This is a genomic window from Frateuria sp. sgz306004, assembly GCF_057750885.1.
On sequence record NZ_JBYLFE010000003.1, the window covers coordinates 517,476 to 540,406 of the forward strand.

Consider the following 22,931-nt stretch of genomic DNA (forward strand, 5'->3'; position numbering starts at 1 on the left):
GGGATACGGCAGCAGTGACTCTGTCGAGGCTCAGGCCTTCAGCGAATCGCTCACGGCGAAAGCGCAGCCGGTCTTGGACGTCACCTCATCCAGCGTCACGCCATCGTGCAGCTCGATCAGGGTGAGGCCCTTGCCCTTTTCCACGCTGAACACGCACAGGTCGGTGATGATCAAGTCCACGCACTCCTTGCCCGTGATGGGCAGGTCGCACTCGTTCTTGATCTTGGGCGTGCCGTCCTTCGCGGTGTGCTCCATCAGCACTACCACGCGCTTCACGCCGCTCACCAGGTCCATGGCGCCGCCCGGGCCCTTGACCATCTTGCCGGGCACCATCCAGTTGGCGAGATCGCCGGTGCAGGACACCTCCAGACCGCCAAGGATCGACAAGTCGATATGCCCGCCGCGAATCATCGCGAAGGATTCGGCGCTGGAGAAGAAACTGGAGCCGGGCAGGGTGGTGATGGTCTGCTTGCCGGCGTTGATCAGGTCCGGGTCAACGTGCGCATCGTCCGGGAACGGGCCGATGCCGAGCAGGCCGTTCTCCGATTGCAGGGTCACGTCCATGCCCGGCGGAATGAAGTTGGCCACCAGGGTGGGAATGCCGATGCCCAGGTTCACGTAGAAGCCGTCACGCAACTCCTTCGCCGCGCGCTGGGCCATGGCAGTACGCAGCGGGCTTTCCTTGCCGGTGTTGGCGCCGGCCACGGTGCGGAATTCGATGCGCTTTTCGTAGGACGGACCCTGGATGATGCGGTCCACATAGATGCCCGGCACATGGATGTTGTCCGGGTCGAGCGTGCCCACGTCCACCAGCTCTTCCACTTCGGCCACGCAGATCTTGCCGCAGGTGGCGATCATGGGGTTGAAGTTGCGCGCGGTCTTGCGGAACACCAGGTTGCCCAGGCGATCGCCCTTCCATGCCTTGACGATGGAGACGTCGGCGTGGATGGCTTCCTCCAGCACGTACTCCTTGCCGTCGAACACCTTGGTTTCCTTGCCCTCGGCCAGCTTGGTGCCAAAGGCCGTGCGGGTATAGAAGCCGGGAATGCCCGCGCCGCCGGCGCGCAGCTTCTCGGCCAGCGTGCCTTGCGGCACCAGGTGCAGCTCCAGTTCGCCGGCCAGCACCTGGCGTTCGAACTCCTTGTTCTCGCCCACGTAGGAGGCATACACGCGTTTGACCTGGCGCGTCTTGAGCAGCGGGCCCATGCCGAAGTCATCCACGCCGGCGTTGTTGCCGACGATGGTGAGCCCCTTGGTGCCGGCCGCCAGCAGCGCGGCGATCAGGTTCTCGGGAATGCCGCACAGGCCGAAGCCGCCCGCGGCGATGGTCATGTCGTCGAACAGCAGCCCATCGAGAGCTTGTGCCGCGCCTGCATAAACCTTGTCCATTGCGATGCCTTCTTACAGGGAGAGCCAGCTGCCTAGGATACGACGGAATGGTGACCGCTCATGCTGTACGAAGGTCGCAACGCGCCTTGACAGGGCCACAAACACCATCCGGATGAGCATGGAGGGCGGGCTGGCTATACTTTCCCTCAGTTTGCTGGGGAGTGCTCTTTGTGAAGTCCATCCGTCTTGTCGCCGCTGTGGCGGCGCTGGGGATCGTGTCCATGAGCCATGCGGCATCGCCTGTGCTGGTGATCCATGGAGGGGCTGGGGTCATCAAGCGGGAAATGAGCCCGGCCCGCGAAAAGGCCGTGCGTGCTGCGCTGACGCAAGCGCTGAAGGACGGTTACGCCCAGCTCAAGGCGGGCAAGACGGCTGTGGATGCCGTGGCCGCGGCCATCGTGGTGCTGGAGGACGACCCCAACTTCAACGCCGGCAAGGGCTCGGTGTTCACTCATGACGGCAAGAACGAGCTGGACGCCGCGATCATGGATGGCGCCACGCTGGACGCCGGCTCGGTGGCTGGCGTGCATCGGATCAAGAACCCGATCCTGCTGGCGCGGGCGGTGATGGAAAAGTCATCGCATGTGATGCTGGTGGGCGATGGAGCGGAAGAGTTCGCCAAGTCCGTGGGAATCGATTTTGTCGATCCCGCCTATTTCCGTACGGAAGAGCGTTGGCAGCAGCTTCAAAAGGCACTGAAGGAAGATGCCGAGCATGCCAAGCATTCGGACGTCGAGACGGCCAAACACTTTGGCACCGTGGGTGCGGTGGCGCTGGATGCGCAAGGCCATCTGGCGGCAGGCACCTCCACGGGCGGCATGACGGACAAGCGCTGGGGGCGCGTGGGCGACTCCCCCATCATCGGTGCAGGGACTTATGCCAATTCCGGCTGCGCCGTATCCGGCACGGGCTGGGGTGAGTTCTATATGCGCACGGTGGCCGCGCACGAAATCTGCATGCGCGTGACGCAGATGCGCGTGCCGTTGCGCCGCGCGGCGGCCGAAGTGATCAACCAGGAAATTCCGTCCATGGGCGGCAATGGGGGCGCCATTGCACTGGATGGCGAGGGGCATGTCACGATGCCCTTCAACACCGATGGCATGTATCGCGGCTGGATCGGTGCGGACGGCGTGCCGCATGTGGCGATCTATGGCGACGAGAACGACGGTACGGGCGAGCCGCTGCCGGCAGCCGCCGACAGCGCTTCACAACCCTGAGATTTGCAAACCGGCGCCAGGTCAACCTGAAAGGTCGGCCTGGTGCGGTGGCGCTCAATCGTCGCCGTCGGGACGCTCGCGCACCGGATGCTTGCTCAGCTTTCGCTGCAAGGTACGGCGGTGCATGCCCAGGCGGCGGGCCGTTTCGGAGATGTTGCCGTCACACTCGGTGAGTACGCGCTGGATGTGTTCCCACTCCAGGCGACGCAGCGCCAACGGGGCTTCCGGCGCATCCAGCACTTCGTCATCGGCGGCATGGGTATCCCCGTCGAGCAGGGCGCGCACTACGGCGTCGGCGTCCACCGGCTTGGCCAGGTAGTCGTGGGCGCCGCGCTTGATGGCTTCCACCGCGGTAGCGATGGAGGCGTAGCCGGTCAGCAGTAGCACGCGGATTTCCGGCACCAAGGCTTGCAGCTCGGGGATCAAGCGCAGGCCGTTCTCTTCGCCCAGCTTGAGGTCGAGCACGCAGTAGCGTGGCTGGTGGCGGCGAGTGAGGGCGCGGGCCTCGTCGGCGTTGCTGGCGGTGATTACCTCGAATCCGCGTGAACCCAGGGCGCGGGCGAGCACGCGGGCGAAGGTGGCATCGTCATCGACGATCAGGAGTTGCTGGTCACTCATGGGGTTCTCCAACGGCACGGAGCCGACTGCCGATATTGTCGCTTGGTGCGACAAAGCATGCACATGTGGCCTTCTGCCACAGGGGCCCTTCGCCACAGTGGCGCGCCGGTTCACGAACCCTTGCCGGCTCGCGCACGCCGCATCCACGCCCTCAGCCGGCGGCGATCACCGCCAGTGGCAGGCGCAGGATCATCATGGCGCCATTGCCGGTGTTGTCGGCGGTCAACTGCCCCTCCAGTCGTTCGGCGGTGGCTTCCGCCAGCGCCAGGCCAATGCCCAGGCCAGTCTGCTTCTGTGACTGGCCCAGCACGGCAAGTTCGCCCGTCGGTGTAAACCCCGGGCCGTAGTCGCGCACGATCAGCTCCAGCCACCCTTGGTCGCAGCGCGCGGTGAGCGACACGGCCTGGGACTGGTTGAGCGCGGAGGCATCCACGGCATTGTTCAGCAGGTTAATGAGCGCATGGCGCAGGCCGCGCGGCGTGCGCAGTTGCGTGCGCGCGTCGGCCTCGGTCATGACTAGCTCCAGGTCGGCCTCTGGGCGCAACAGCTGAAAGCGCTCTAGGCATCCATGGATGAAACTTGCCAGGGTGATTTGCTCGGGCACCTGCGAAAGCTGGGCTTTGCCGAAGGCCACCATTTCGCGAAGGATGGTGCGGCAACGATCCACCTGGCCTTCGAGCAGGGCCAGGTCGTCGGCCAGCGCGGCATCGTCAGCGTGTTCGCGACGCAGCTCCGGCAGCAGGGTGCGCATGGTCGCCAGGGGCGTATTGAGTTCGTGCGCGGCACCGGCCGCCTGGGTGGCGATGGCGAGAATGCCTTCATCGCGCAGGGCGCGTTCGCGCACACGCTGCATGTCGAGTTGCTGCAGGCGCACGGCGCGAGCGAGTCGATTGATGAAGAAGCCCAGCAACACCGCCATGATCACGAAGTTCACGCCCATGCCCAGCACGTGCAGCGAGAAGCCGCCGGTGGCCGATGCTGGGATGGGTGTTACGGGCAGGGGCACGTACCAGAACAGCAGCACGAGGTACGCCAAACCGACCAGCGCGGCAACGGCCAGCACCGCCCCAACGGATAGCGCCGCCGCGCTCAGCGCGATGGGAATGAGCAATAGCGTGATGAATGGGTTGCTGGCGCCCCCGGTGAAATGCAGCAGGTAGCCCAGTACCAGCGTATCCACACCCACATGCAGAATCGTCTCCCACTGCTTGATGGGCCAGGGCTGGGTGAGGCGCCATGCGGCGAACACCGCAAACACGGCGAGCAACCCGATGCCCACCATCAACGGCAGCAGCGGGATGTTCAGCTCCATCCATAGGGCGCACACCAGCACAGCGGTGCTTTGGCCGGCGATGGCACAGATGCGCAGCCAGGCCAGGCTGCGGAAGAGGGTGCGTGGGCCAATGCGTTGGCGACTGGTCGATGCTTTCATGGCCGCGATGCTAGCGGATTCGGGCACCTGAAATGCAGCGGGCCGGAGATCACGAGGATGCTCCGGCCCGCGAGTGCGCCACCTGAATCGGCGGCGCGGCGACACGATCGATCAGACTTCTTCGCTGTGCACGGCCGGCAGCGGCGTGTGCGCCTCAGCATGGCTGCGCGAGAGGCGGTTCATCAGCGGCAACATCACCAAGGCGATGACGGTGCAGGCAATGCCGACGAAGCCCAGCTTGTCGAACAGTCCCACGTAGATGTTGAGCGACTCGACCGGGCTGGAGATGTTCTCCGGCATGGCGGCGAAGTTCGCCACCACGCTGCCCAGGTACTGCGAAATGCCCACGGCCACGTAGTAGGCGCCCATCATGAAGCCGCCCATGCGAGCCGGCACGTAGCGGGCAATCATCGCGAGCCCCAAGCCGCTTACCAGCAGCTCACCCAGCGAGTAAAGGCCGTAGCCCCAGATCATGGTCCACGATGAAACCTGACCGTTCACGGCGCTCATCGCGCCAAAGCCGTACATGAAAAAGCCCAGCGCCACGGCGGCAAAACCCAGGGCGAACTTGGCGGCGACCGACGGGTCCTTGCCCACGCGGCCCAGGCCGTTGTAGATCGCTACCAGCACGGGGCTGAGGATCACGATCCAGATCGCATTGAGGTTCTGGTATTGCTCGGGAATCCAGGTGATGTGGAACTGGGTGAAGCCCAGGTTGAAGTCCTGTTGCAGATTCACGTTCTTCTGCGCGAACAGATTCAGCGAGGTCGCCATCTGCGCGTAGAAGATGAAAAAGAAGATCGTTTGCACGGTAAGCACCAGCGCGGCGATAAGGCCGGCGCGCTCGCTCTTTTCCGCGTTGCGGATCAAGTGCACGAAGATGCCGAGGATCACCACGCCTGCCAGATACACGCAAATCTTGGCGGCGAGCAGGCTCTGCAGGATAAAGGCGGCAACGGCAACGATCACCAGCGAAGCGACCACGAGTGCCAGCACGCGCTTGGCCTGGACAGGCTGCTCGTCCGGCGCCGAGCCGATGTGCGCCAGCGTGCGGTGCATCAGCGAATAATTGACCAGGCCCAGTACCAAGCCTACGGCGCAGGCGCCGAAGGCGGTATGCCAGCCCATTGCATCGCCGTAGTGGGCGCCCACGTAGTTGCGAATCCACGGCGTGGCGGTCATGGAGACCATCGAGCCGATGTTCACCGCCATGTAGTAAATGGTGAATGCGCTGTCGATGCGGGTGTCGTCACCCTCGTAGATCTTGCGCACGAGGTTGCCGGCGTTGGGCTTGAAGAAGCCGTTGCCCACGATGATCACGCCAAGCGCGGTGTACAGCAGTGTGGGGTTGTTGGAGGGAATCCACAGCATCGCATAGCCCAGGGCCAGCACCACGGCACCGACAACCATGGTGCGACGGGTACCGATGAGCTTGTCGCCGACCCAGCCGCCAATGGCGGGCGTGGCGTAGATCAGGGCGGCCGCTGCGCCCCACACCAGGTTGGCCTTGGTATCGATGAAGCCAAGCTTCTTCATCATGTAGGTGACCATCAACACCTGCATGCCGTAGAAGCCGAAGCGCTCCCACATCTCGATCAGGAACACCGTGCTGAACGAGCGGGTCTGGGAGACCGGTGGATTCTGAATTGCCATTCGATTGTCCGTACTGCGGTTCTGACAACGGCCGCGTTTGGCGACCGGCGGGTGCAACCCGGAACCGGGTCACAAAGTGGGCAAGGGTAACCCATCTGTCATTCAGGTGCCGTTGCACCGCCGCACGCAGGATCCTGCGCCTGCGGTGCTTGTGGCATCATGCGCGGCTTGTGCCCGCGGCCTTGAAGCCAAGTGGCTGGGCAGCGCGAACGAGGACACATCCATGGCCGCAACAGGCTTCCGCGGACCCCGACAAATCTGGAATGCCTTCAAGTGGTCGATGAAGGGGCTGCGCGCCGGCTGGCGCCACGAGGCCTCGTTCCGGCTGGAGGTATGCATCGCCGTGGTGCTGGTGCCGCTGGGGCTGTGGCTGGGCAATGGCCCGCTGGAAAAGATTGCCCTGGTGCTGCCGCCGGTGCTGGTGCTCTCGGCCGAACTGCTCAATTCGGCGGTGGAAGCCGTGGTGGACAAGGTCAGCCCGGAATTCCACGAACTCGCTGGCCGCGCCAAGGACATGGGGTCGGCGGCCGTGTTCCTGCTCTTGATGCTCACCGGCCTTACGTGGGGCCTGATCCTCTGGCCGCGCTGGTTCTGAGCGCCACCCCTTTCGCAAGATTGCGCCGGTAGCGGCGGAATGCTGCAATGGTGGCTCCACTGGATCGGAGCACCCCCATGAAACTTCTTCGTAACCTCGCATTGCTGCTGGTCGCTGCGGCGCTATCGGGCTGCGGCTACAACGCCATTCAGCGCCAGGACGAGGCGGTCAAGGCGGCCTGGTCCGAAGTGATCAACCAATACCAGCGCCGCGCCGACTTGGTGCCCAACCTGGTCAACACCGTGAAGGGTTACACCCAGCACGAGGAAAAGGTGCTCACCGAAGTGACCAACGCGCGTGCCAAGGTGGGCACGATGCAGTTGTCGCCCGACGCGCTGAACGATCCGCAGAAGCTGCAGGAGTTCCAGCAGGCGCAGGGTCAGTTGTCCAGCGCGCTCTCGCGCCTGATGGTGGTGAGCGAGAACTACCCCCAGCTCAAGGCGGACGGCCTGTTCCAGAACCTGCAGGCACAGCTGGAAGGCACCGAGAACCGCATTACCGTGGCGCGTAATCGCTACGTGCAGGCGGTGCAGCAGTACAACAGCATGATCCGCACCTTCCCGAACAATCTCACCGCCAAGATCTTCGGCTACCAGGTCAAGCCGAACTTTACGGTGGAGAACGAGAAGGCCATTTCCACGGCGCCGACAGTGAACTTCGGTGGCGCGCCAGCAGCGCCTGCCTCGGCACACTGACATGATGCGGCGCGTGGTGCGCCCGTGGCTGGTGTTGGCGATAGCGTTGCTGTCGTCAACATGGCTGCATGCGGCAGATGACACGCCGGCCGTGCCCACGCTCACGCGGCACGTTACCGACCTAACCGGCACCTTCACGCCACAACAGATCGATCAGCTCGATGCCCAGCTGGTGTCCCTGGAGAAAGCCAAGGGCGCGCAGTTGGTGGTGCTGATGGTGCCGACGACGCAGCCGGAAGACATCGCCGAGTACTCACTGGCGGTGGCCGAGGCCAACAAGATCGGCCGCAAGGGCACGGACGACGGCCTCTTGCTGCTGGTGGCCAAGAACGATCGGCGCGTGCGCATCGAGGTGGGTTACGGCCTGGAGGGCGCGGTACCCGACGCGGCCACGGCGCGCATCATCCGCGAGTACATCGCCCCCAAGTTCCGAACCAATGATTACTACGGCGGTGTCAGCGACGCCGTGGGTGCGCTGACGCAGCTGGTCAATGGTGAGTCGCTGCCGCCGCCGGTGGAGGGCGCGAGCCGCCGGCGTTCGGGCTTCCCGTTTGGCCAGGTGGTGCTGGTGGCGATCTTTGTCGGCATCTTCCTGCGCAGCATCTTCGGCAGTACCACGGTGTGGCTGCGCACGCCATTTGGTGCGGTCATTACCGGTGGCCTGATCTGGTTGCTCGCGGCGTCGACAGGGGCGGGCATCTTCGGCGCGTTGATCGGCGGCGTGATGATGCTGCTGCCGGGTGGCGGCGGTCGGTCGATTGGTGGCGGAGGCTGGGGCGGTTTTGGCGGCTTCGGCGGCGGTGGGTTTGGAGGCTGGGGCGGCGGTGGAGGCGGCGGCTTCGGCGGTGGTGGTGGATTCAGCGGTGGCGGCGGCAGCTTCGGCGGCGGCGGTTCATCGGGGAGCTGGTGACATGGCGCGCATGCAACGACTGCTGATGAACCTGTTCGACGGCTGGTTCCAGATGCGGCGCCGATTTCCCAAGGCTCTGCTGGATGACATGACGCAGGCCATCGCCAAGGGTGAGCGCGAGCATCGTGGCGAAATCTGCTTTGCCATGGAGTCGCGCTTGGCGCCCGGCGTGGTGCTGGCGGGCATGGATGCACCACGACGCGCCCGCCAAGTGTTCGCCCAGTTGCACGTATGGGATACCGAGCACAACAGTGGCGTGCTGTTCTACCTGCTGATGGCCGAGCACCGCGTGGTGATCGTCGCCGATCGCGGCATTGCAGCCGTGGTGGAACAAGCTGAGTGGGATGCGATTCGCGACCATATGCTCGCCCATTTCGCGCGAGGCGAGTGGCGCGAGGGTTGCCTGGAGGGCATTGCCGAAGCGCATGCCCTACTCAAGCGCCATTTCCCCGGCAACGACAAGGCCAATCCCGACGAGTTGCCGGATCGGCCAGTGTTGCTGTAATAACCACTGCGCCCGGCGATGTTCTACGCGCCGGGCGCAGTCAAAGCGCTCTATCAGGCTTGGCCGCGCACTTTCTTCGGCGCGCGGCGCCGGAGTATCCATCCGGCCAATACAACCAAGCCAGCCATGCTTACTTGTGCAGCCAGCGTGGCGACCTCTTCGCGTGGCGCGAACCACGGACGCACGGCGCCATCGTTCACCATCAAGCCGCCCGCAATCCAGCCAAGCAACGCTGCGCACAGCCCGACAATGGCGGGCAGGCGGTCCATCACGTAGAGCACCAGGCGACTGCCGTAGACAATGATGGGGATGCTGACCAGCAGGCCGAAGGTAACCAACGGAATGTGATGGCTGGTACTCGCCGACTGCGCGGCACCGGCCACCGCAATCACGTTGTCCAGGCTCATGACCACGTCGGCGATGACGATGGTCTTGATCGCCTGCAGCAGTTGCTTGGAACCCTGCACATCTTGTGCGTCGTCGTCCCCGGGTGCCAGCAGCTTGATGCCGATCCACGCCAACAGAAGGCCGCCGACCAGCTTGATGCCGGCGACATCCATCAGTACGACGGCGACCGACACCATCGCGAGTCGCAAAACGATCGCACCGGCGGTGCCCCATGCGATGGCGCGATTGCGCTGCGCCGCCGGAAGATTCCGGCAGGCCAGTGCAATCACCACCGCGTTGTCGCCGCCTAACAGTAGATCGATCAGGATGATCTGAAAGAGAGCACCCCAGGGTAGGGCGGCGAGCATTTCGATCATGTCAGTGGCCCTTCATCCAACGGACTAGCTCGCCCGCGCTCGCATACTCGCGGAACACGGCCTGATAACCATCGAAGCGGCTCTGCACTTCGCTCATACGGTTACCGTAGTACTCGCTTTCGGCAATGAGCACGTCCAGCAACGTGCGACGACCCAGGTGATACCACTGGTCAAAGAACGCCTTGCGCACCGTATCGGTTTCGGTGGACAAGTTGGCGTAGAGGCTCGCGCGGCCGAGCAGCGACTTGGCGTCGTCATGCGCGGCGCGGATTGCGGTTTCGATATCGAGACGCTGTTGGTCCAGCTTGTGCTCGCTGGCCTCGGCGTGCTGAATGGCCGCCAGATGCGCCGCGCGCGCCGAGCCACCCTGGAATGCGTTCCAGTTGAGCGTGAGCATCGTCTGCACGCCTTGTTGGCGACCATAGATATCCCGGCCGGTAGCCTTGCTTACCTGCCAGTTCAACGCGGGGAGTGCTGCAGCCTTGACCGCTCCGGCATACAGGCGCGCAGACTCGGCTTCGGCGTGAGCCTGCAGCAGAGAGGGGTGGTCGTCCATCTTGCCCAGCAAGCTATCCACAGGCGCCTGGGTGACATTCCACACCGTGGATGCGGGCAGCGAAAGCGGGCGGTCGCCGATCAGCTTGCGCAGGTTGATCTCGACATTGCGAGCCTTGGCCTGCGCGTCATCGCGCATCGCCTCGGCCTGCAGCAGACGTGCCTTGGCTTGGGTCAATTCGCTCGCGCGACCCTTGTCGACCTGCACGATATCGCCGAGCATCCTCACCAGCTCAGTCATGCGGGTGACATATTCTTCGCTGATCGACACGAGTTGGCGCTGCTTGGCCAAGTCGGTCATGTACGAAGCCACCTGATATGCCGTGTTGTCCATCTCGGCGTTGTAGTGCTGAAGACCAGCCTCCACGAGCTGCGAGCGGCTGCCTACCAGTTTGCTCACGCGCCCCCAGTCGTACACATTGGTATTGATATTGATGGCCATCTGGCCGCGGTTGCTGGCTGTATCGTCCTTGGGGCCGCCCACGGTGACGGCGTTCGTCTGAGAGCTGATCTGTACTTGCGGCCAGCGCTGGCCCTTCACTTCGCTCACGTCCGCCTTGGCGGCGCGGTATTCCGCATCGGCCTGAAGCAGGCCAGGGCTGCGACCGATGGCGGCCTCCATGGCGCTAAGCAGCGCCGGGCGAGGATCGACGGCGACGACGTTGCCCGTTGCCGAAGTGGCAAGAGGCATGCGGGCGGTTAGTGAATTGCGCGCAGCGGACGCCGGGACTTTGGTGTTGAGTGGTGCAGCGCCGGCGGGTGCGCCTTGGCTCGGTTTGGTTTGCGCACTGGCCGAGGCGGTAGCCAGGGCAATGGAGAGTCCGATGATTGCAGTGAGCGGGCGCTTGATGAATGCAATTTTGGTGGAGGCGTTGCCACGCTTAGGCGTAGCGCGAAGGGACGGCATGGTGTGCATGACTGAAACCATCAAAGGGCAATTGAAAAATTAAACGGGCCAGCATGGCGCTGAATGCGCGCATCGTGCTGTCCGTGTGGGGCGCCAATGATGGGTTGGATAGTCAGACCACTCTGTCAGACAAGGATGAAATAGTTCGGTACCTTGTCGCATTCATTGCGTCGTGTCTTGACCCGCAATGTCGAGAGAGCGCGGAGCATGACGGGCATCGCGACCTGGCGGTGGCGATAGCGACATTTGGCTGGCGACAAAGGTCAGCGATTAATCCCGTGACCTCTTCTCTGTATGTCGATCATGTCTCAATTGATCAAGTGCCAGCGAAATCTCACATTTCTTCAGGCCATATCCTTCACTTGGATCGCCGTGCGGTGACGCGCAAGCAGGCGGAAGGTTGATCGGGAAGTGCCCGATACTGCAACAGTGGCCGCTGTAGCCCCGGTCCCATGTCGAGTGATTTAAGAAAGTTCTTGCTCGCCTTACCGGCAAGTGAGCGCCATTCATGCTCAGGCAAAGACCAAGAATTCTCCGATGGAGATCGCTCTTCGCTGCGAGCAAGATCGCGGCCCGCGGTTGCTGTGAGTTGTCATGTTCGCAAGGCCCGCCGTGTTTATAACGCTGGTTGGCCTGCCCTTTGAGGAGTAAGACAAAGCTCGTTGAAATGTCAGACCTGTCCTACTGGCGATGCGCCGATTGGCTAGAAAAATCGCAGCTTCGACAAACCCGTACAACTCGTTTCGTCCTGGTTGGGCGTGACGAAAAGCAATGCTTGTTTCATCGCGGCAGTGCGTTTGGCTCAAGAACACGGGCACACGCTCGGCCTTGAGATAACCAAAAAACCTATGGCTATGGCGTCCTTCTCGATCTCGTCGATGGTCTGTGTGTAATGAAAAGAATTGCAAAGGTGGTGAGTCACGGCGACGGCTGTCCGGCACGTGAGCATCCCAGTAACAGGAGCGACGCATGGGTCAGGGGGCTCATGTGTCGCTTTATCTGTAGTTCGGGATTGGAGTTCAACCCGGTTTGCTTAGAGCAAGAGCTGATGTTGTAACCGATTTTGTCGGCGCAGCGTTTGATCGCAATGCGCCGTTTCCGCATTTGAAAACAGACGGGGATGTCGCCCGTCATCGAAATTATCCCCTTCAGGAAAGACCCTCGTGATCGATCAGACCGTAAAGCTCGTTGTCGTTGACGGCCAGCGTGTAGTTCAAACCCTCGACCTCCGCGCCGGCAAGCCGGGGCAGCCCGTGCACTTGAAGGCACTTGCTCATGGCAAGTACGTGCTGATGGCCGGTGAGCATGGCTTTGGCCCCCAGAACATTACGGTCAAGCGTGTGGGCAAGGATCTTCATGTGATCCTGGAGGGCGGTTCGGTCGATGATCCCGAACTCGTCATCGACGGCTACTACGAAACCAACGACGAGCAGCTGATCGGTCTGGGCGAAGACGGCCAGTACCACGCCTACGTAGCGAGCGATGCGGAAGATTCGCACCAGATTGCTGCGCTGCTGAACGACGTGGACGCAGCGCAGGTATTGGGGCGCGATGCGGTAGCTGGCGTGCCGCTGGCCCTGCTCGGTGGCGCGATGGCGGGTGGCATGAACATGCTGGGTCTCGGCGTGATCGGGCTGGGGGCACTGGGTAGCGTTGGCGCTGGCTTGATCCAGGGTGGCCATGGCGGCGTGAAGCCCAAGCCGCAACCTCTGCCGCCGGCCAAGGAAGTCGAGAATGAGGTACAGCAGCCGAGCATCAACCAGATCATCGACAACGTTGGCGACAAAACCGGATTGGTCGAAAACGGCCACTCCACGGACGATACCCGGCCAACCCTGGGCGGCAAGGGCAACCCGGGCGACACCATCACCATCATCGATAACGGCAACGTTATCGGTAGCACGGTGGTGGACGAGAACGGCAACTGGACGTTCAGGCCGGAAGAGCCGCTCACCGAGGGCGAGCACAAGCTCGAAGTGATCGAAACCGATCCGAACGGCAACAAGAGCGAGCCAAGCGAGCCGATCATCATCATCGTGGACACCACGCCGCCGGCCAAGCCGGAAATCGGCGAGGTGATCGATCACGTGGGCGACAAGACGGGTCCGCTCACCAACGGTGAAGCAACCGACGACAACAAGCCCACGATCAATGGCAAGGGCGACCCGGGCGACACCATCACCATCATCGACAACGGCAACGTGATCGGCACCACGATCGTGGACAAAAACGGCAACTGGACATTCACGCCGGAAACGCCGCTGCCCGATGGCGAGCACAAGCTGGAAGTGATCGAGACCGATCCGGCGGGCAACAAGAGCGAGCCGAGCGAGCCGATCATCATCATCGTGGACACCACGCCGCCGGCCAAGCCGGAAATCGGCGAGGTGATCGATCACGTGGGCGACAAGACGGGTCCGCTCACCAACGGTGACGCAACCGACGACAACAAGCCCACGATCAATGGCAAGGGCGACCCCGGCGACACCATCACCATCATCGACAACGGCAACGTGATCGGCACCACCGTGGTNCAACAAGCCCACGATCAATGGCAAGGGCGACCCCGGCGACACCATCACCATCATCGACAACGGCAACGTGATCGGCACCACCGTGGTGGACGAAAACGGCAACTGGACGTTCACGCCGGAAACTGGGCTCCCCGATGGCGAACACAAGCTGGAAGTGATCGAGACCGATCCGGCGGGCAACGAGAGCGATCCGAGCGATCCGATCATCATCATCGTGGACACCACACCGCCGGCCAAGCCGAGCATCGACGTGGTGACCGACAACGTGGGCGACAAGACTGGCCCGCTCAACCGTGGCGATGTGACCGATGATGCCCGTCCGGTGATCAGCGGCAAGGCGGACCCCGGCTCGACGGTGAACGTGTACGACAACGGCAAGCTGATCGGTTCGACCACGGCCGGTCCGGACGGTACCTGGACGCTGCAGCCGAGCACGCCGCTGAGCAACGGTGGTCACGAACTGACGGTGACGGCGACCGATGCGGCCGGTAACAAGAGCGATCCGAGCGATCCGTTCGACTTCACGCTGGATGCGGGTGGCGTGCCGAGCGCGCCGGCCATCACCGGTGTGATCGACCACGTGGGTGCGATCACCGGCAACATCATGCCCAACGGCGTGACCGACGACGCACGTCCGGAGATCCAGGGCACGGCGAAGCCGGGCCAGACCATCTACGTGTACGACAACGGCGACAAGCTGCTGGGCACCGCCACGGTGGGCCCGGATGGCAAGTGGAGCGTCATCCCGACCGAAAAGCTGACCGACGGCCAGCACACGATTACGGCGCAGGCCGAAGACGCCACGGGCAACAAGAGCGTGCCGTCCGGTGGGCACCCGTTTGTGGTGGACACCGTGGCACCGGATGCGCCGAGCATCACCGATGTGATCGACGCCGTCGGCCAGGTTACCGGCCCGCTGCACAAGAACGATACGACGGACGATGCCAACCCGACCCTCTCGGGCAAGGCGGAGCCGGGCTCGACAGTGACGGTGTACGACAACGGCGAGCCGATCGGCTCGACCACCGCCGACAAGGACGGCAACTGGACGCTGCGTCCAGCAAAGCCGCTGACCGATGGCAACCATAATCTGGAAGTGACGGCGACCGACGCAGCCGGTAACGAGAGCGAGAAGAGTGCGCCGTTCCCGCTGGTGGTGGACACCTCCGGCGTGGCGATTGCGCTGAACCAGGTCGTGGACCATGTGGGCTCGGTCACGGGTGCGCTGATCTCGGGGCAGAGCACGGATGACAAGCGTCCGGAAATCACCGGCAAGGCCACGCCGAACGGCACGGTGACCGTGTACGTGGACGGCCAGTCGGTCGGCTCGGTCGTGGCCGGCGCCGATGGCAAGTGGAGCCTCACGCCGAACGTCGACCTGACCGAAGGCAAGCACACCATCACGGCAACGGTGACCACCCCGGTGTCGGGCGAGAGCGCACCGACGGCAGGCTTCGAGCTGGTGATCGATACCACCGCCCCGAGCCAGCCGCATATCGGCGACATCCTCGACAACGTGGGCGACAAGCAGGGCTCGATCCCCGATGGCAACTCCACCGACGACACCACGCCGGTGCTGGTCGGCAAGGGTGAGCCGGGCGACCTCATCACCATCATCGATAACGGCAATCCGATCGGTAGCGTAGTGGTCGACGGCTCGGGCGAGTGGTCGTTCAAGCCGACCACCCCGCTGCCGGATGGTCCGCATAAGTTCGAGGTGACCGAAACCGACCCGGCCGGCAACGTGAGCGAGAAGAGCAAGCCGTGGCTCGTGATCGTGGACACGGTGCAGCCGGCGAAGCCGGAAGGCGTCGAGGTCATCGACAACGTGGGCGACGTGACCGGCCCGGTCGGCAATGGCGAATCCACCGACGACAACACCCCGACCTTGAATGGCAAGGGCGACCCGGGCGACACCATCACCATCATCGACAACGGCGAGATACTCGGCACTACCGTGGTCGACGAAAACGGCAACTGGACGTTCACGCCGGAAACTGGGCTCCCCGATGGCGAACACAAGCTGGAAGTGATCGAGACCGATCCGGCGGGCAACGAGAGCGATCCGAGCGATCCGATCATCATCATCGTGGACACCACACCGCCGGCCAAGCCGAGCATCGACGTGGTGACCGACAACGTGGGCGACAAGACCGGCCCGCTGAACCGTGGCGATGTGACCGATGATGCCCATCCGGTGATCAGCGGCAAGGCCGAAGCCGGCTCGACGGTGAAGGTGTACGACAGTGGCGAGCTGATCGGTTCGACCACAGCCGATCGGGACGGTTCCTGGACGCTGCAGCCGAGCGAGCCGCTGAGCAACGGTGGTCATGAGCTGACCGTGACGGCGACCGACAAGGCGGGCAACGTCAGCCCCGAGAGTACCCCTCCGTTCAATTTCACGTTGGATGCGGGCGGCGCGGTCCTGCCGGTCATCATTGAGGTGATGGACGCCGTCGGATCGGTAACGGGCCCGCTGAAGGACGGCGCGACTACTGACGACACCAAGCCGACCCTCTCGGGTACTGGTAAGGTCGGTGCCACGGTGAGCGTGTTCGACGGCAAAACGCTGGTGGGCTCGGCCATCGTCGATGGCAATGGCCAATGGACAGTGTATCCGAGCGATCCGCTGGCCGATGGCCCCCACACGCTGAGCGTGCAGCAGGAGGACTTGGCAGGTAACACGCAGAGCGGCAACAGTTGGAACCTCACCGTGGAATCGGTGATAACCACTACCGCCCTGATCGACACCATTGGCAAGGACAGCGGTCTCTCCTCCACCGACTTGTTGACCAACGACGGTTCGGCCGGGCGTCTGATCACTGGCCACTTGTCGCGCAGCCCGCAGGCAGGCGACAGGGTGCAGGTGAGCACCGACGGTGGTACGACGTGGGTGAATGCCACGGTCAACGCCAATGGCACGTGGTTCGTCACCGACCCGAATGCCCATAGCAGCGACTGGGTGGTGCAGACGCGTGTCGTCAGTGCCTCGGGCCTCAGTGGCGGGTTGGAAACGCAGGCGATCGTGTTGGACACGACGCCACCGAGCACCCTCACGGGCATGGATACCGCCTGGCGCGACAATGGCTCGATGACCGTCACCGTGTCGCTGGCGGCTGGTGGTGCGAAGGCCGGTGACGTGTTGATGGTCTGCGCGGCTGGCAAGACGTTCCAGCACACCCTCACGGCGGCGGACATCGCCTCGGGTACGGCGAGCCTACTGGTGCCGCAGGCGCAGGCACCGGTAGCCACGGGCCTCATGGCCTATGTGGTGGACCAGGCCGGCAATGCATCCATGGGCGTGACCACGGCGACGCAGTTCTACGACTTCGAGGGCCTCAGCACGAATGGCTACCTGAAGAAGGGTGACGTGTTCGACATGGGTGGCCTGCGCATCACCGCCGTGACCGACTCGCCGGCTGGCGTGGCAACGGGTGTGATCTCGGGTGACACCTCGGGCAATGAGAAGAACGACACCTCGCGCCTGCTGGTCAGCGGTACGGCCAGGATCGACCTGCTTGCGGGTCCGGCCTCGTCCATCGCCTTTGACCTGGGTAACCTGCAGTCCCAGGGCTTTGGCCCCACGATCGTCACGTTCTTCGACCAGAACGGCCAGCAGGTGGGCAAGCTGACGTTGAACGACGACCGCTTCGAGGCGCATCGTATTTCGTATGCGACCCCGAATGGCGAGCTGTTCTACTCCCTGACGATCGCTACCGGCCGGGGCGTCGACGGCGTGACGTTCGACAACATCCAGTTGAATGGCGTGCTGAGTACGCAGGCGCAGGCGACGACGCAGAGCGTGGTGGCCGGCTCGGGTGACTATTACGGCAGTAACAGCGACACGGTGTTCACTGTGGCCGATCCCAGCCTGTTGGGCACGTCGGGTGTGCATGGTGGGTCGGGCATCGACACGCTCAAGCTCACCGGTGCGGGCCAGGTGCTGGATGTCACCGCACTCAACAGCGGTGGCGTGCAGAAGCTCAGCGGCATCGAAGTGATCGACATCACGGGCACGGGCAACAACACGCTCAAGCTCGCGATCGACGACGTGTTGAACCTGGGCAGCATCAACGCCTTCCGCGCGGATGGACACGTGCAGTTGATGGTGAAGGGCGATGCCGGCGACGTGGTGAGCCTGTCGGGCCTGGCCATGGGTGGCGCGGGCACGTGGACGGGCGCGGGCACGGCCACGGTGGATAGCGTGAGCTACAACGTCTACACCAACGACCTTACGGGTGGTGAAGTGCTGGTGCAGTCGGGCGTTACGGTGAACGTGGCACCGTCGGCGTTTGCGATGCCGGCGGAGGCGATGCAGGTCAGCACGATGGTCGAGCACGAGCCGGCCGCGAATGGCTTGGCACCGCACCATGGCGGCATCGACGCGTTGGTCTTTGCGGACACGCATCAGGTGCTTGACTTCAGCGCATTGGCTGGCAAGGCAAGTGCGGCGGTGATCGACCTGAGCGCTGAGCATGGCAACACGTTCAAGCTCACGGCAGGCGATGTGCTGGACCTGGGCGGCAAGGACTTGTTCGTGGCCGACCACGCCACGCAGATGCTGGTGAAGGGCGACGCCAGCGCCACGCTGGAGCTGTCGCACGTGCTCAAGGACGGCACGGATGTCGGCCCGTGGACGCAGGGCGGCACGGTGGCGATGGATGGCGCCTCCTACACCGTCTATCACAACGCGCTGCTCAACACCGACGCGTTGGTACAGCAGGAGATCCACACGCACCTCGTGTAATACCCAAGGCGCTGTGCCCGGTGAGTTCACCGGGCACAGCACGCACACGTCGGAACGAGCCTTACCGTTCGGCCGCCATCGTTGTCCATTGATCGAAAACCCCGCGCAGTTCCTTTTTCTTACCCGCTTTTTTTGGGGTGCCCCGTCCGTGGCACCCGCCCCAATTCATTCTTGTGGATATATTTGTCGTGACTACCTCCTCCCTAAAGCTCATCGTCGTCGACGATCACCTGACCCCCTGGACCTTCGATCTGGGTCTTACCCGTCCGGGCATGCCTCTGCAGTTCACGGCCTTCCCGCAAGGCCGCTACGTGCTGGCCGATGGCCGGCAGGGTCACGGTCCCTCATCGCTGCTGCTCAAGCGGGTGGGGCAACAGCTGCATGTAAGCGGCCATGGCAAGGCGGATGATCCGCAACTGATCATTCACGACTACTACAACCATTCGCCTAGCGCACTGCAGGGTCTGGATACGGATGGCCAATTGCACGCCTACGCCGTACCGGCCGAGGTGAGCCACCAGGCCTCGGCATCGGAGGCTGTATCCTGCGTACTGGCGCCGGAAGTGGTGAACGATATGCCCGCCCGTGCGCTGGAAGAGCTGCGCGTGGCCTCGCAAGCGCCGTCGGTGACCCATCGCGGGATCGACCCCGTCGCGAAGGCCGAAGCGATTCTTGCGGCCAGCGAGGCGTCCGAAGAGGTGGTCCTGCAGGAAGCCGCAGGGACGACGCCCGTCGCGTCCGCACCCGTGACCATTGCGTCCACGACTGCGCCGAGCCATGAGTCGCAGGCGGACGTTGCGACGACGATGGCGCCGGCGCTGGCCGTGGCGACCGCGGCCCCCGGCGCGCCCACTATCGATACGATGATGGACTATTCCGGTCAGCGCCAGGGGGCCATGAAGGACGGCGATATCACCGATGAAGCTCGCCCGGTGCTGTCCGGTCATGGTCCAGCTTGGAACCTGATCCTGATCTTCGACGACGGCGCGGTCGTCGGTATCGTCGTTGCCGACGGAGAGGGCAATTGGCAGTTCTCGCCCTCCGAACCGTTGGCGGACGGCCCGCACAGCATTCGAGTGGGCAGCATGGACCCGCTGGGAAACAGCGGTGGTTTAAGCGATCCATGGGCTATCGTCATCGACAGTCAGCCGCTGGGCGTATCGCGCATCACCGCCGTGCTGGACGCGGTGGGCTCGATGAAGGGCCCCGTGCTCGACCACGGTGTCACGGACGATAACAAACCCAAGCTCGTGGGTACGGGTAAGGCCGGCGCCACAGTGAACGTGTATGACAACGGAGAGTCGATGGGGTCGGTCGTAGTCGATTCCACCGGTCATTGGACCTACGAGATCAGTCAGCCACGGGCGGATGGCTGGCACGAGTTCACGACCAACCAGACGGACCTCGTCGGCAACACCAGCCCGGTCGGTGATAAATGGTCGATCACCATCGATACCGCCGGCGCTGTGCCAGCGATCACCCAGGTGCTCGATCAGATCGGTGTGGAGACGGGTGCCGTGCTCGACGGTGGCGTAACCGACGACGCGAGGCCTTTGCTCTCGGGCACCGGTAAGGCTGGCGCCACCGTGAGCATCTACGAAGGAGACACCCTGATCGGCAGAACCATCGTGGAAGACGATGGCACGTGGGAGTTGCCGGTGAGTCGCACGCTGAGCAATGGCCTCCACACGCTGACGGTGCAGCAGAAGGACCTGGCGGGCAACGCGCAGACCGGTAACAGCTGGAGCTTCACGATCGACGCCGCTAGCACGGCCCCGGCCATTAAGCAGGTGCTGGACCAGGTGGGCGCAGTGACGGGCGCGGTAGCCAATGGCGGCACCACGGACGACACCAAGCCGATCCTCTCGGGCACCGGTAAGGTAGGCGCCACAGTGAGCGTGTACGACGGCGCCACGCGGGTGGGCTCGGCCATCGTGGATGGCAGCGGCAACTGGACGGTGCATCCGAGCGCGCCGCTGAGCAACGGCAGTCATACGCTAGTCGTGCAGCAGAAGGACCTGGCAGGCAATACGCAGACCGGCAACAGCTGGAGCCTCAACGTGGTGGACACCGTCGCTACCGCGCCGGTGATCACCAGCGTCAACGACGCGGTGGGCAGCATCACGGGTCAGGTGGCCAACAACGGTGTCACCGACGACACCAAGCCGGTGATCAAGGGCACGGGTGAAAAGGGCGCGACGGTGACCGTGTACGACAACGGCAAGGCGCTAGGCACGGCGATTGTGCAGACCGATGGCACCTGGTCATACAACGTCACCACGGCACTGTCGGAAGCCAAGCACGACTTTACGGCCTCCCAGGTTAGCCTGGCGGGTAACACCAGCCCGCTGAGCACGGCCTGGACGGTGACGGTGGACTTGACTGCACTCGCACCGGTGATCACCGGCGTCATCGACGCCGTAGCGGGCGGTATCGTGGGTGCGATTGGTAACAACGGTCTGACCAACGACAACAGGCCGCTTATCAAGGGTACCGGTGAGAAGGGTGCCACGGTCTCGGTGTACGACAACGGCGGCTACCTCGGCACGGCAACGGTACTGTCCGATGGCACCTGGTCGTTCCAGCCCGGTACGGCGCTGAACGAGGGTTCGCACGTCTTTACCGCCAAGCAAGTGGACCTTGCTGGCAACACCAGCGAACTGGGCGCGTCGTGGACGGTAACGGTAGATAGCGTCATTGCGCAGCCTACGATCACCAGTTTCGTGGATACTGTGGGCAAGGAGCAGGGGATCTTTGGTAATGGCGCTTCGACGGATGATACGAAACCCAGACTGATGGGCAAGGCCGAAGCCGGTTCGGTGGTGGTCGTCAAGGACGGTTCCATCGTGCTGGGCAGCACCAAGGCCAATGCTTCCGGAGACTGGCAGTTCACTCCGCAGAACGATCTGGTCCTTGGTGGCCATGCGTTCTCTGTGACAGCCACCGATGCAGCCGGCAACTCGGCAACTTCAACGGCCTTTAACATTACGGTGGTAGCGGCAAGCACATCTGGCTTTGAGTCATTTGATACGGACTACAAGAGACAGCTGGCTGTAGGGGAGTCATTCACCTATGCATCTGGCGTGAAACTCACGCAGATTACGCAGGGCCCCATATCTCAAAAAATTGCTCCGACGATAGGAGTAACCGGTCTCTTTCTTTCTTGCGATAGCTCTTACAGATTCACAATGACTTCGGGCCCCACCAACGCGATTTCATTCACTTATTTGGATTTCCATGGCAAGGTGGCGACGGACCCTAATCTCATTGATTTTTACGATCAAAATGGCGTCCTCTTTGCTACTCAAGCGATTGCGCCCGACAGTCATCTTGGCGGCCGTTACACTTTTCTTGCCCCTGCGGGCCGCCTGATTACCTCTTTCATAATCCGTATGGGCTATGAAAACACTGGTGGTACTGCTGGTGACGCCGGAGGAAATCTTTTTGATCTCTGGTGGGGCGACGAGGCCATGAAGTACGCCACGACCCCGTTCTCGGCCCAAGTTATGGAGCCGATGAGCGAGCCGATGATCGATGTGGTGCCTGGGCTTACGGTTGATCACTCGGATGATCCGGTATCGTCGGCGGAGCACCGTCCGGCAATGGCAGAGGCGCCGTCGGCATCGCAGCCGGGAGATGGCGCAGCGCCGGCCGCGGACAACGCGCATGCGGTTTCGCCGGATTCAGCGCAGGTGTTACCGGGCGTCATGCAGGAAGGTGTTGCGCCTGCGCCGTCAGTGCAGACCATCCAGGTGACGGCACATGTAGCGGCAGACGGCACGGATGGCAATGACACCATGACGGTGGCGGACGTCCACACGCTTGATGGCGAAGGCACCCGCATCGACGGCCATGGTGGCATCGATACGCTGGCGCTCACGGGCACGCATCAGGTGCTGGACTTCTCGCTGGTGACCGGCAAGGTCAGCGGCGTGGAGGTGATCGACCTGGGGAAGGAGGGCGGTAACACGCTCAAGCTCACGGCCGGTGACGTGCTGGACCTGGGTGGCAAGGATCTGTTCGTGGCCGACCACGCGACGCAGATGCTGGTGAAGGGCGATGCCACCGACACGTTGGAGCTGTCGCACGTGCTCAAGGACGGCACGGATGTCGGCCCGTGGGCACAGGGCGGCACGGTGGCGATGGATGGCGTTTCCTACACCGTCTATCACAACGCGCTGCTCAACACCGACGCGCTGGTGCAGCAAGACGTGCAGGTGCATCTGGCTTGATGAGTTTTGCGGTCAACGGCTCGGCGTTGTGTCGAGTCGTTGCTCGACAGCACGTCGGCCCTTGTACGGTATGGAGTTCCGAGCGACGGGCGGCCGTGCGATTGGTAGGTGTGTGCTGATTCGACTGCGCACCTGCACAAAGATAGCTCTCTGTCGGTAATCAAGCGAACAAAAAAAA

At 63.2% G+C, this 22,931-nt stretch carries 15 protein-coding genes and 1 pseudogene; 9 read left to right on the top strand and 7 right to left on the bottom strand.

All coding sequences use genetic code 11. The features are described 5' to 3' along the window. Positions 1–30 precede the first annotated feature (30 nt). Positions 31–1,389 carry a 3-oxoacid CoA-transferase gene (locus tag AC3G2C_RS08560; RefSeq protein WP_488384202.1) on the bottom strand — a complete coding sequence of 453 codons (1,359 nt, stop codon included), beginning with the start codon at positions 1,387–1,389 and terminating at the stop codon, positions 31–33. A gap of 221 nt (positions 1,390–1,610) precedes the next feature. Here AC3G2C_RS08560 and AC3G2C_RS08565 point away from each other — a divergent pair, with 221 nt between their 5' ends. After that, a complete protein-coding gene (locus tag AC3G2C_RS08565; RefSeq protein WP_488384284.1) occupies positions 1,611–2,606 on the top strand; it encodes an isoaspartyl peptidase/L-asparaginase family protein in 996 nt (331 codons plus the stop codon). A 54-nt stretch (positions 2,607–2,660) separates the two neighbouring features. Here the strand turns inward: AC3G2C_RS08565 and AC3G2C_RS08570 are convergent, their stop codons facing one another. The 3 genes from AC3G2C_RS08570 to AC3G2C_RS08580 all read right to left on the bottom strand — a co-directional run bounded on the left by AC3G2C_RS08570 (position 2,661) and on the right by AC3G2C_RS08580 (position 6,309). Continuing rightward, on the bottom strand, positions 2,661–3,224 hold the full coding sequence (locus AC3G2C_RS08570) for a response regulator transcription factor (protein ID WP_488384203.1): 564 nt from the start codon (positions 3,222–3,224) through the stop codon (positions 2,661–2,663). Positions 3,225–3,375: 151 nt separating this feature from the next. Next, positions 3,376–4,656 (bottom strand): ATP-binding protein, encoded by a 1,281-nt coding sequence (locus tag AC3G2C_RS08575; RefSeq protein ID WP_488384204.1) that lies wholly within the window; start codon positions 4,654–4,656, stop codon positions 3,376–3,378. A gap of 111 nt (positions 4,657–4,767) precedes the next feature. Beyond that, the gene (locus AC3G2C_RS08580; RefSeq protein WP_488384205.1) at positions 4,768–6,309 is read right to left on the bottom strand and encodes a peptide MFS transporter; all 1,542 of its coding nucleotides are present in this window, start codon (positions 6,307–6,309) and stop codon (positions 4,768–4,770) included. Between the two features lie 223 nt (positions 6,310–6,532). Between AC3G2C_RS08580 and AC3G2C_RS08585 the strand changes: the two genes are divergently transcribed. The 4 genes from AC3G2C_RS08585 (at position 6,533) to AC3G2C_RS08600 (ending at position 9,014) form a co-directional block, all read left to right on the top strand. Then, complete coding sequence (locus AC3G2C_RS08585; protein WP_488384206.1) at positions 6,533–6,904, top strand: diacylglycerol kinase; 372 nt, start codon at positions 6,533–6,535, stop codon at positions 6,902–6,904. A 77-nt stretch (positions 6,905–6,981) separates the two neighbouring features. Next, complete coding sequence (locus AC3G2C_RS08590; RefSeq protein WP_488384207.1) at positions 6,982–7,599, top strand: LemA family protein; 618 nt, start codon at positions 6,982–6,984, stop codon at positions 7,597–7,599. Position 7,600: 1 nt separating this feature from the next. After that, entirely contained in the window at positions 7,601–8,509 is a 909-nt protein-coding gene (locus tag AC3G2C_RS08595) for a TPM domain-containing protein (protein ID WP_488384208.1), read from the top strand. 1 nt (position 8,510) lies between these two features. Next, on the top strand, positions 8,511–9,014 hold the full coding sequence (locus AC3G2C_RS08600; protein ID WP_488384209.1) for a TPM domain-containing protein: 504 nt from the start codon (positions 8,511–8,513) through the stop codon (positions 9,012–9,014). 53 nt (positions 9,015–9,067) lie between these two features. Here the strand turns inward: AC3G2C_RS08600 and AC3G2C_RS08605 are convergent, their stop codons facing one another. Both AC3G2C_RS08605 and AC3G2C_RS08610 read right to left on the bottom strand, forming a co-directional pair. Beyond that, positions 9,068–9,778, bottom strand: coding sequence for a TerC family protein (locus AC3G2C_RS08605; protein WP_488384210.1), 711 nt, complete (start codon positions 9,776–9,778; stop codon positions 9,068–9,070). A gap of 1 nt (position 9,779) precedes the next feature. Next, complete coding sequence (locus AC3G2C_RS08610) at positions 9,780–11,249, bottom strand: TolC family protein (protein WP_488384211.1); 1,470 nt, start codon at positions 11,247–11,249, stop codon at positions 9,780–9,782. Positions 11,250–11,293: 44 nt separating this feature from the next. On the opposite strand from AC3G2C_RS08610, the gene AC3G2C_RS08615 reads away from it, so the two are divergent. Beyond that, positions 11,294–11,644 (top strand): hypothetical protein, encoded by a 351-nt coding sequence (locus AC3G2C_RS08615; RefSeq protein WP_488384212.1) that lies wholly within the window; start codon positions 11,294–11,296, stop codon positions 11,642–11,644. Positions 11,645–12,388: 744 nt separating this feature from the next. Here AC3G2C_RS08615 and AC3G2C_RS08620 read toward each other — a convergent pair. Continuing rightward, on the bottom strand, positions 12,389–12,517 hold the full coding sequence (locus tag AC3G2C_RS08620) for a hypothetical protein (RefSeq protein ID WP_488384213.1): 129 nt from the start codon (positions 12,515–12,517) through the stop codon (positions 12,389–12,391). A gap of 333 nt (positions 12,518–12,850) precedes the next feature. Between AC3G2C_RS08620 and AC3G2C_RS08625 the strand changes: the two are divergent. The 3 genes and pseudogenes from AC3G2C_RS08625 to AC3G2C_RS08635 form a co-directional block, all read left to right on the top strand. Further along, positions 12,851–13,585, top strand: a pseudogene (locus tag AC3G2C_RS08625) (Ig-like domain-containing protein); the annotation flags it as partial. 241 nt (positions 13,586–13,826) lie between these two features. Further along, the gene (locus tag AC3G2C_RS08630; protein WP_488384285.1) at positions 13,827–18,521 is read left to right on the top strand and encodes an Ig-like domain-containing protein; all 4,695 of its coding nucleotides are present in this window, start codon (positions 13,827–13,829) and stop codon (positions 18,519–18,521) included. Between the two features lie 311 nt (positions 18,522–18,832). Further along, on the top strand, positions 18,833–22,753 hold the full coding sequence (locus AC3G2C_RS08635) for an Ig-like domain-containing protein (protein WP_488384214.1): 3,921 nt from the start codon (positions 18,833–18,835) through the stop codon (positions 22,751–22,753). The last annotated feature ends 178 nt before the right edge of the window (positions 22,754–22,931 follow it).